Here is a 7924-nt window from a genome sequence, read left to right as displayed (position 1 = left end):
ACATCGCCGGCGTGATGCCGGCACGGCTGTGGCCCTGCGATCTGAGTCGATCGCAGGGCCATTGCTGTGCGCTGCGGATTCCGTCGCGTCGTTCGGCCGTGCCGGTGACTGGCGACGTCGAACGCAAGTCGGCCGGCGCCGGTGATCGGCGGTGGCGCTGGTTGGTGTCCGCGGATGTCTCCCGGCAGATTCGATTGCGGGCAGCGCATTGCGGAATCATCCGGGGCTGCCGCGCCGTGGTCGGGCGTTGCCGCGCCGTCGGACTCTGCTCCGCAGTCCGGCTGTCGTCCCCGTATCAGGTGCCGGCGTGCGTCGGATCGCGAGGAATGCTGAGGCGAGAGTGAGGCTCGCTGCGGCGATGAGCGCGAGGGCGAATCCGTGCGGACCGCCGAGGAGCGCGAGCGTCGCGAACACCGCCACCCCAGCCCCACCGCCGAGGGCGAAGGCGACTTCCTGGATCGCCCCCACCTGACCGGCCGACGACCTCGGTGAGGACTCGAAGAGCGCTGTCGTCGCCACGGTGCCGATGAACCCGAACCCGAGCCCGACGAGGACAAGCGGAACAGGACTCGCCGTCGGAGCAAGGGCGAGGGAAGCGAGACCGAGCGCTTGGAGCCCGAGCGCAATGACGATCGCGGCGGGTCTGCCGAGCCGCAGCGCCACCCACGGCGCCAGCAGGCCACCGGCCACGGTCGCCACCGCCTGCGGCACGAGCGCCATTCCGGCAGTGGCTGGGGAGCGGCCGAAGGTCGACTGCAGATGGATGCTGAGCAGATAGATCGACGCAGCGGCCGTCGCCGCGGACACGAACAGCTGGATCGCCGCCGATGAGAACCGGCGACGCGTGAACAGATCGACGGCGATGAGAGGGGCGTCCAATCGCCGCTGCCGGACGACGAACGCCACGAGAAGGACGAGCCCGGAGGCAGACCACAGGCTCCCGGCCAGAGGATCGACGGCGAAGAGTTTGATTCCGGCGACGACGGCACCGACCCCGGCGCCCGATGCGACGATGCTGAGCGGATCGAAGCGCACCCGCGTCGGTGATCGGGTCTCGAGCAGCCAGGCCGTAGCGCATCCTGCCGCGGCCAGCGCGAGCGGCGTGGAGGATGCGAGAACGGATCGCCACCCCCACAGCTGCGTGAACAGGCCCCCGAGCACTGGCCCCAAGGAGTTCCCGAGGCCGAAGACCGCCATCCACAGTCCGTTCGCGATGACGAGGCTGCGGCCCGTGAACAGCGCTCCGACCGTCGAGACGACGCTGGCGATGACGAAGGCTCCGGCCATGCCCATGAGGACGCGGCTGCCGATGAGGACTGCCGGCCCGGGACTGAGCGCCGCGAGTGAAGCGGCGGCCGCGTAGCCGATCGTGCCGAGGACGAACATCCGGCGTCGCCCGAAGCGATCCCCGCAGCGGGCTGCGACGACGATGGTCACGGCAGTCGCGAGCGGGTACACATCGACGATCCACGCGCGCATCGACTCGGGGACGTCGAGGTCCTGGGCGATGGCCGGCAGCGCGGTGTTGATCATGCTCACCCCCAGCGCTCCGCAGAGGATTCCCATGAGCAGGGGGACCATCGTCGGCCAGAGGCCGGGAGCGGGTGTGGTCGGGGATGACGGAGGTCGAGTGGTCATGACTCCACTGTGAGCTCGCGCTACGATGGGCACAAGTATGCACAATATCGGCCAGTACTGACAGATTTGATACTGAAGCTCCGGCGACGATGTCGGGAACGACGATGCCGGGAGCACGGGAGAGTGCGGCAAGGAGGACGGATATGCCGAGGAGCCGCGTCGATGGCGTCATCGCCTCGTGGTCGCACAACTGCGCGGCGGAGGTGACCGTGGCCGTGCTCGGCGGGGCGTGGAAGCCGGTCGTGCTCAGTCTGCTCGGGCGGCACGAGGTCATGCGCTTCGGCGAGCTCCGGCGAGCAGCGGGAGAGCCGACCCCGCGCGTGCTCACCCGGCAGCTGCGGGAACTCGAAGCCGATGGCCTCATCAACAGGACCGTCTACGCCGAGGTGCCGCCGAAGGTCGAGTACAGCCTGACGGAGTGCGGCAGGAACGTCCAGCCTCTCCTCGACGCCATGGCCGCATGGGGTCGCGACTACGCAGCCGATGTCGAACGCGAAGCGGCAGGCGGCGGCACCGACATGGAGAACGACCCCGGCGACGCTGCCGGTCGCTGAGTCCTCGGCCCGAGCGTTCGCGCTGAGCCGAAAGCGTTCGGGCTGCCCAGGAGCGTGCCTCCGAAACTCCCCGGAATCTCGGGTGCTGCGAGGATTTCGTTTGCACTCTCCCCCTGAGAGTGCTAAATCTAGTGGTGGTGAAAACCTCGGGATCGCATCGGTCGTCTCGAGAGCGTGGTCCCCGTGTGGAATGGAACATGCGGACACACTCTCTGCCGTCGCGGGCGCTGACGACTGCTCTGGGATCCCAGTCCACTCCATCAGGGAGGATCTAGGCCACTATGGCAAAGATGATTGCATTCGACGAAGAAGCTCGTCGGGGACTCGAAGCTGGCCTCAACCAGCTCGCGGACGCGGTCAAGGTGACACTTGGACCCCGCGGTCGCAATGTCGTGCTCGAAAAGCAGTGGGGCGCACCCACCATCACCAATGATGGCGTGTCCATTGCCAAGGAGATCGAACTCGAGGATCCCTACGAGAAGATCGGCGCTGAGCTCGTCAAGGAAGTCGCCAAGAAGACCGACGACGTCGCCGGCGACGGCACCACCACCGCCACCGTTCTCGCTCAGGCACTCGTCCGCGAGGGTCTGCGCAACGTGGCTGCCGGTGCCGATCCGCTCAGCCTCAAGCGCGGCATCGAGAAGGCCGTGGCAGCTGTCACGGATGTCCTGCTCGACAACGCCATCGAGATCGAGACCAAGGAGCAGATCGCTGCCACCGCCGGGATCTCCGCCGGTGACCCTGCGATCGGTGAGCTCATCGCCGAGGCGATCGACAAGGTCGGCAAGGAAGGCGTCGTCACCGTCGAGGAGTCCAACACCTTCGGACTCGAACTCGAACTGACCGAGGGCATGCGCTTCGACAAGGGCTACATCTCCGGTTACTTCGTCACCGACACCGACCGTCAGGAAGCTGTCCTCGAGGATCCCTACATCCTCATCGTCAACTCGAAGATCTCGAACGTCAAGGATCTGCTGCCCGTCCTCGAGAAGGTCCAGCAGACCAACAAGCCGTTGCTCATCATCGCCGAAGACGTCGAGGGCGAAGCCCTCGCCGTGCTCGTGCTCAACAAGATCCGCGGCACCTTCAAGTCCGTGGCCGTCAAGGCCCCGGGCTTCGGCGACCGACGTAAGGCTCAGCTCGCCGACATCGCCATCCTCACCGGTGGCCAGGTCGTGTCCGAGGAAGTCGGGCTCAAGCTCGACAACGTCACCCTCGACCTGCTCGGCACCGCTCGCAAGGTCGTCGTCACCAAGGACGAGACGACCATCATCGAAGGTGCCGGAGACGCCGACGAGATCGCCGGACGCGTGGCTCAGATCCGCGCCGAGATCGAGAACTCGGACTCCGACTACGACCGTGAGAAGCTGCAGGAGCGCCTGGCCAAGCTGGCCGGCGGTGTTGCCGTCATCAAGGCCGGAGCCGCGACCGAGGTCGAGCTCAAGGAGACCAAGCACCGCATCGAAGATGCTGTCCGCAACGCGAAGGCCGCTGTGGAAGAGGGAATCGTCGCCGGTGGCGGCGTCGCCCTCATCCAGGCCGGCAAGACGGCGTTCGAGGACCTCTCGCTCACCGGCGACGAGGCCACGGGTGCCAACATCGTCAAGGTCGGCATCGAGGCTCCGCTCAAGCAGATCGCCACGAACGCCGGTCTCGAAGCCGGTGTCGTCGCCGACAAGGTCGCGAACCTCGAACCGGGCTGGGGGCTCAACGCAGCCACCGGTCAGTACGAGGACCTGCTCGCCGCAGGCATCAACGACCCGGTCAAGGTGACCCGTTCGGCTCTGCAGAACGCAGCGTCGATCGCCGGTCTGTTCCTCACCACCGAGTCGGTCGTCGCCGACAAGCCTGAGAAGGCCGCACCGGGTGCTGACGCAGCCGCTGCCGGGATGGACGGAATGGGCGGCATGGGCTTCTGATCAGCCCCCGCTGAACGAGCCGTGCCGGTGCCTTCGGGCGCCGGCACGGCTCTTCTCATATGTGCATGGTGCTGTGGTGTCGCCGGTCAGCCTCACGAGAGGTGGGCCGGTCCTGCAGGGTCCGGCCGCCTCGGCCGACGGCCGACGCCGGTGAGGTGTCAGTCCCAGGGGTTCTGACGGCGTCGCCGGCGCTCCTCCCGGCGCCTGCGCAGCTCATCGCGCGGAGGCGTGTGCCCGGGAGCGTAGGGCGGCAGCGGAGGGTGCGGCGGCTGGAGGCCCTGGCCGAAGATGTCCTCGGCGTCATCGTCGACCGGCGGCTGGGCTTCGAGCTGCCGTTTCGCCTCCTCGTCGCCGAGGTGGGCCCTGGCCCGCTTCGTCAGCTCCTGCTTACGGCGGCGGATGACGTCCTGCTTGTTCGCGATCTGGGAGACCGCGCCGAAGAGCATCGGGGCGATGACGAAGATCGGCCAGAAGAAGATCAGCGTCCCCGACATGATGCTGCCGAACGCCCAGATGGCGGTCGTGAAGCCGACGGGGCCGGCGATCATGCCGATGAGGGCGCGGCGCACCCGGTCCCGGTAGTACTTCTCCGCGGCCTCCTGGATCTGCACGGGAGTGATGGGGATCCGGTCGTCGTCGAGCTGTGCGAGCGCCCGGGCCCGGCCGGCGTCGTCGAGGGCGCCGGGATCGACCTCGTCGGCACCGGCGACGACGAGGTCCTCGATGAGCGGCGGGATCTCCCCGAGGGTCTTGACGTGTCCGGCGGTCTCCATGCGCTCGTCGAACTCCTCGGCGTCGACCTGCCCCAAGGCGTAGGCCTCCGACAGCACGTCTGTGACCACGGCCCGGTCGGCATCGGAGGCCCTCACCTGGCCGTACGCGCGCGGGTCTGCGCTGAAGCGGGACCAGAGACCACGACTTTCCATGCCTAATACTGTAACCCCGCCGAGGTGGGGCTGAACCAGGATGTTCACCGGGTGAACGCAGAGACCCGACTGGACACGGACGTCCGTCCAGTGGGCTGCCGCCGCCGGCTGGAACCCTGCTGACTAGACTGGCGAGCGTGGAACCCGTCGTCGTGCTCATCCTCACCGCAGTCTTCGTCGGGGCACTCTCACAGCGGATCACGGGAATGGGGTTCGGCCTGGTCAGCGGCCCGTTCCTCGTCCTCCTCCTCGACCCGGTCTCCGGGGTCATCCTCGTCAACATCTGCGGCATCATCGCGGCCGGCACGGTCTTCGCGCGCACGTGGAGGGAGGTCGAGTGGCCGATCTTCGCCAAGCTCGCCTTCGGCACCGTCGTCGGCACTCTGCCCGGCGCCCTGCTCACGACGGCGCTGCCGACCGCACCCCTGCAGGTTCTCATCGGGGTCCTCATCATCGCCTCGCTCGGGGTCTCGCTCATCATCGGCCACCTCGGTGCGAGGATCCCGGAGAACTTCGGCACCCAGTTCACGGCGGGATTGGTCTCGGGCACGATGTCTGCGGCGGCGGGCGCGGGCGGGCCCGCGGTGAGCGCCTACGCGGTGCTCACGAGGTGGGAGCAGAGGTCCTTCGCCGCGACCCTGCAGCCCTTCCTCGTCGTCGGCACGGGATCGGCGATCCTCGCCAAGGCGATCTTCGACGAAGGGGCGTGGCCGAACCTCTACCCGGCCATCTGGGCGGGGATCGGCATCGTGCTCGTGGCGGGCCTCCTCGGAGGGGATCTGCTCGCCCGCAGGGTCGCACCGGAGACGGCACGGGCGGCGATGATCGTCCTCGCCTTCGGCGGGGGAGCGGCGACCCTGGCGAAAGGGCTCGGGCTCTTCGGCTGAGGTCGGGAGCGGACGCTGTCGCCGAACCAGGGAACGGGTGGGGGAAACGGAGCCGGCATGGGGGCGTGGCTCAGTCCCTTGCCAGTTTAGTCGGGCATACTGGACACAGTTTCGTTCAGCTGGGAGGCAGAGATCGTGGGAACAGTTTTCCTGTTCATACTCATCGTCCTCGGGGCCATCTTCTTCATCGGCCACCGCAAGGAGAAGAAACGTCAGAAGGAGCTCCATGCCGCGGAGCTCGCGCAGGTGAAGAAGGCTGCCGAAGAGGACGTCACGGAGTTCGGCGAAGAGGTCGCTGAGCTCGACATCCTCACGTCCGGGGTCGAACTCGACACCGGTGGAGCGCAGGACTACAAGCAGGCGCTCGACTCGTACGACGTCGCGAAGGAGACCCTCGAGAAGGTCGAGGAGCCGACCGACATCCGTCACGTCACCGAGGCGCTCGAAGACGGCCGCTACGCCGCGAAGTGCGTGCGCGCCCGCGTCGAGGGCAAGCCCCTTCCCGTGCGTCGCCCGCCGTGCTTCTTCAACCCCCAGCACGGACCCTCCGTCGAGGACATCGACTGGGCCCCGGCCGGCGGTCAGCTGCGCCCGGTTCCCGTGTGCGCCGCCGACGCCGAGCGCGTCGCCGTCGGTGCCGAACCCGCAGTCCGCAAGGTCGTCACCGCTGACGGTCACACGCGTCGCGCGTACTGGGAGGCGGGTCCCGCCTACGCCGAGTACAACCGCGGCTACTTCAACTCCTACGCCGGCTCCGGCCTGCTGCCCGGCGTCCTCATGGGCGCCATGCTCTTCGGCGGCATGGGCGGCGGCTGGGACGGCTCGTACGCCGACGGCTACCAGGACGGCATGGGCGCTGACGGCGGCGGTGACGCCGGTGGCGGCGATGTCGGCGGCGGTGACATGGGTGGTGACGGCGGTGGTCTCTTCGGCGGCGACGGCGGAGGCTTCGACTTCGGAGGCTTCGACTTCTGATGGACGTCGTGCCCATCCGCGACGAGTCGATCAAGCTCGGTCAGCTGCTCAAACTCCACGGCGTCGCCGAACACGGCGCGATGGCCAAGGACCTCATCGCCGCCGGTGACGTCACCGTCAACGGTGAGGTCGAGACCCGCCGAGGTGCGACGATCCGCCCCGGCGACCGCGTCGAAGTCCTCGGCGAGGCCTTCGAGGTCGAAGCCGAGAACGTCTGACCGCCGTGGTCTGAGCGCAGCGTCCTGAGCGCGGCCGCCTCAACGCAGAGACATCGATCGCCGTGGCTCCCGAGTCCAGGATTCGGGGGCCACGGCGATGTCGCTTGTCTGCCCGATCCACGGGCGGTGGCCCTCAGCGGTGAGTTCGTCGAGGTCTGAGCCGGGGTGGTGTGGCGGGCTCGTCGGGTCTCGAGCGCGCGCGGGACCCGTCAGCTCTCGAGCGCGCGGGGGTTCTCGTCCATGCCGGGAGCATCCCACAGGGGTGACCACCGGGACATGTCGTCCTCGAACGGCAGCTCCCCGGAGAGGATCCCGCGGACCTGGATCTCCAGGGCGTTGTCGCGCTGCTTCGGCCCGGTCGGGGCGAAGGGGTAGAACGTGCCCCGTTTGTACTGGTAGACCAATGCCAGGCGCCTGCCGTCGGGGTGGGCGAAGTACACGGTCGAGCACAGGAGCATCGTGTCGAAGCCCTGATTGACCAGGGCCGCATTGACGGCGTGGAGGTTCGTCACGAGGTTGACGACGTTCGCGTCGGCATCGGAGACGACCTGCCACGTGTAGCCGAAGCCGTCGTTGGTCTGGCGCACGCTCGCCGCCGGATCGGAGCTGATGAGCGCGACGCTCTCCCGTTCCGCGGAGTCGAAGGCCGAGCCCTCGACCTGGCGGAAGACGACCGCCCCGACCCCGGTGGGCACGAAGTCCGCCGCCGCCTGCAGGGTGAGTGCGGCCGGCGGCAGGGCGAAGAGATCGTCGAGGTTGGCCCGCTTCGGCTTGGACCGGCCGAGGATGGCGTCGAAGAAGCCCATG

General features: G+C 68.1%; 8 protein-coding genes. 5 read left to right on the top strand and 3 right to left on the bottom strand.

Annotated elements, in window-relative coordinates:
* Positions 1 to 216: 216 nt before the first annotated feature.
* Positions 217 to 1638, bottom strand: a complete 1422-nt coding sequence (locus AACX88_RS06705) for an MFS transporter (RefSeq protein ID WP_339392269.1) — start codon at positions 1636 to 1638, stop codon at positions 217 to 219.
* A 143-nt stretch (positions 1639 to 1781) separates the two neighbouring features.
* Here AACX88_RS06705 and AACX88_RS06700 point away from each other — a divergent pair, with 143 nt between their 5' ends.
* Entirely contained in the window at positions 1782 to 2192 is a 411-nt protein-coding gene (locus AACX88_RS06700) for a winged helix-turn-helix transcriptional regulator (RefSeq protein ID WP_339392268.1), read from the top strand.
* A 281-nt stretch (positions 2193 to 2473) separates the two neighbouring features.
* Positions 2474 to 4111, top strand: a complete 1638-nt coding sequence (gene groL, locus AACX88_RS06695; RefSeq protein ID WP_339392267.1) for a chaperonin GroEL — start codon at positions 2474 to 2476, stop codon at positions 4109 to 4111.
* 158 nt (positions 4112 to 4269) lie between these two features.
* On the opposite strand, the gene AACX88_RS06690 is transcribed toward groL, so the two are convergent.
* A complete protein-coding gene (locus tag AACX88_RS06690; protein ID WP_339392266.1) occupies positions 4270 to 5037 on the bottom strand; it encodes a DUF1707 SHOCT-like domain-containing protein in 768 nt (255 codons plus the stop codon).
* 137 nt (positions 5038 to 5174) lie between these two features.
* Here AACX88_RS06690 and AACX88_RS06685 point away from each other — a divergent pair, with 137 nt between their 5' ends.
* From AACX88_RS06685 to AACX88_RS06675, 3 genes are all read left to right on the top strand, one after another.
* Complete coding sequence (locus AACX88_RS06685; RefSeq protein ID WP_339392265.1) at positions 5175 to 5924, top strand: TSUP family transporter; 750 nt, start codon at positions 5175 to 5177, stop codon at positions 5922 to 5924.
* 135 nt (positions 5925 to 6059) lie between these two features.
* Positions 6060 to 6899, top strand: a complete 840-nt coding sequence (locus tag AACX88_RS06680) for an OadG family protein (protein ID WP_339392264.1) — start codon at positions 6060 to 6062, stop codon at positions 6897 to 6899.
* The gene (locus tag AACX88_RS06675) at positions 6899 to 7117 is read left to right on the top strand and encodes an RNA-binding S4 domain-containing protein (protein WP_339392263.1); all 219 of its coding nucleotides are present in this window, start codon (positions 6899 to 6901) and stop codon (positions 7115 to 7117) included. The genes AACX88_RS06680 and AACX88_RS06675 overlap by 1 nt, the downstream gene beginning before the upstream one ends.
* Before the next feature lie 209 nt (positions 7118 to 7326).
* On the opposite strand, the gene pspAB is transcribed toward AACX88_RS06675, so the two are convergent.
* Positions 7327 to 7923: a PspA-associated protein PspAB gene (pspAB, locus tag AACX88_RS06670; protein ID WP_339392262.1), complete on the bottom strand. Its 597-nt coding sequence runs from the start codon at positions 7921 to 7923 to the stop codon at positions 7327 to 7329.
* Between the last annotated feature and the right edge of the window lies 1 nt (position 7924).

Origin of the sequence: Brevibacterium metallidurans (assembly GCF_037101285.1) — a bacterium.
Classification (GTDB): Bacteria; Actinomycetota; Actinomycetes; order Actinomycetales; family Brevibacteriaceae; genus Brevibacterium; species Brevibacterium metallidurans.
This window is presented reverse-complemented; position numbering and strand designations above follow the sequence as displayed.

What these genes read in the sequence shown, in the direction of transcription:
- AACX88_RS06675 (WP_339392263.1), top strand. Translation starts at nt 6,899, where the DNA reads ATGGACGTCGTGCCCATCCGCGACGAGTCGATCAAGCTCGGTCAGCTG.
- pspAB (WP_339392262.1), bottom strand. Translation starts at nt 7,923, where the DNA reads ATGGGCTTCTTCGACGCCATCCTCGGCCGGTCCAAGCCGAAGCGGGCC.
- AACX88_RS06690 (WP_339392266.1), bottom strand. Translation starts at nt 5,037, where the DNA reads ATGGAAAGTCGTGGTCTCTGGTCCCGCTTCAGCGCAGACCCGCGCGCG.
- AACX88_RS06705 (WP_339392269.1), bottom strand. Translation starts at nt 1,638, where the DNA reads ATGACCACTCGACCTCCGTCATCCCCGACCACACCCGCTCCCGGCCTC.
- AACX88_RS06700 (WP_339392268.1), top strand. Translation starts at nt 1,782, where the DNA reads ATGCCGAGGAGCCGCGTCGATGGCGTCATCGCCTCGTGGTCGCACAAC.
- groL (WP_339392267.1), top strand. Translation starts at nt 2,474, where the DNA reads ATGGCAAAGATGATTGCATTCGACGAAGAAGCTCGTCGGGGACTCGAA.